Here is a 1,639-nt window from a genome sequence, read left to right as displayed (position 1 = left end):
GGAAAATAAAGCTTTGGGTCAAAAGCTTAGAGTGATTTATAAAGAGTGGGAAACAGAAGCCAATTCAAATAAAAAATTAAGACAGGAAAATATGCAGTTGCTTCGAGAGAATAGCAAATTAAAAAGCCATATAAGCGATTTAAAGCGTGAAATTGGTTTGATATATAAAAGCACCAAAGAATTTTTAAAAGCCCGTACAAACGATTTAAAGACGTTTAAGAGCCTTTTTAATGATTTGGTAGGCAAAATTAAAGAAAAAGCCCCTGAGGGCGAATTTGAGCGTTTAAACAGGGTTGAAAAGCGTCGTGAAAGAGAAAATGGTCTTGAAAGATAAAAAGCACCTGAAAAAGGTGCTTTTTTTGGTTTTTTGAACTTGGATTTTTTGGGGTGAGAGAGGAAAAAGGGGGGGCTACTACGACCCCCCCTTTAAGTGCCGAGTGCCAAATTGAGAGAAAAAGCCATTCAAACCCTAGAGCCACAAGGGTTTGAAGCTTGCGACATTTGAGCGACATTTCGGCGACATTTTGAGCGACATTTTGCCTTTTACATATTTTTTGTGTATTTTATTGCAAAAATTACACCACTTTGTTATATTATTTTTAACATGCAAAAAGGAGAACGATATGACAAATAAAAAGAGATTTACAATCACTATGTCAGAAAGTGTTCACGCTTATTTAGAGGAGTTGTGCAAAGAGAAGGGTTTGAGTAAGTCTGCGATGATTACAGTAGTTTTGGAAGAATACAAGAAAGGGCAGAAATGAACACAAAAAAAGCGACCCCCTGGAAGAGTTCGCTTTTTGGAATTCCTTTGTTTCTGTTAGGGTGATTATAACATTATGGCTAAAGATAAGGCAAGATACTTTACGTTTCTGTTGTACCCTGAAAGCATACCCGAAGATTGGGAAACGAAATTGGAATCGCTCGGTGTTCCTATTGCGATTAGCCCACTTCATGATAAAGATTTAAGTAAAGTTGAGGGACAAAAATATAAAAAAGCCCATTATCATGTGATTTATGTGGCGAAAAATCCTGTTACTGCTGATAGTGTCCGTAAAAGAATACAACGAGCATTGGGTAATAAAAGTGTTTCCATGGTGCAAATTGTAGTTCAAAGCATGGAAAATATGTATTTATATTTAACGCACGAATCAAAAGACGCTATCGCTAAAAACAAGCATGTATATGACAAGAAAGATATTAAACTACTAAACAATTTTGATATTGATAGATACATAACGCTTGATGTTGAAGAAAAAGACGACATGCTGAATGATCTTTGTGATTTGATTGATGAACATGGACTGGCTAATATTCGTGAATTAAGAAGGTTTGTAAGGGTTCGTGGGGAAGAATATAACTTACCCAGCATGAAGATTATCAATTCTGTTTTACGTTCGCATACTGGATTGATTAGACTGTATTTTGATGCCGTTTATCAAGAACGGAAATATGGTCGGGGCGATATTGATAGAGAAACAGGAGAGTTAAAATAATCGACATAAAACGACAGAAAAGGATTGAGATACAAGAGATACAGAAGATTCTTCTGTATCTTTTTCTGTATCTTTTTTTATTTTGTTCTGGTGGGCGCTTGAAGGAGAAAGCGACACGTGGCGTCTGTCAATAGAATCGTGGA

General features: G+C 36.1%; 2 protein-coding genes and 1 pseudogene. All 3 read left to right on the top strand.

The window, feature by feature from the left end; translation table 11 throughout:
• Positions 1-334 (top strand): annotated as a pseudogene (locus ACFQ91_RS17170) (hypothetical protein); the annotation flags it as partial.
• 289 nt (positions 335-623) lie between these two features.
• Positions 624-764, top strand: coding sequence for a CopG family transcriptional regulator (locus tag ACFQ91_RS17165; RefSeq protein ID WP_043858540.1), 141 nt, complete (start codon positions 624-626; stop codon positions 762-764).
• Between the two features lie 75 nt (positions 765-839).
• Positions 840-1,496: a replication protein gene (locus ACFQ91_RS17160; RefSeq protein WP_043858541.1), complete on the top strand. Its 657-nt coding sequence runs from the start codon at positions 840-842 to the stop codon at positions 1,494-1,496.
• Positions 1,497-1,639: the final 143 nt, after the last annotated feature.

This window comes from Brevibacterium sp. NPDC056726 (assembly GCF_042790515.1).
Classification (GTDB): domain Bacteria; phylum Actinomycetota; class Actinomycetes; order Actinomycetales; family Brevibacteriaceae; genus Brevibacterium; species Brevibacterium sanguinis.
Note: the sequence above shows the minus strand (reverse complement) of the source record. Positions and strands in the feature narration are given on the sequence as shown.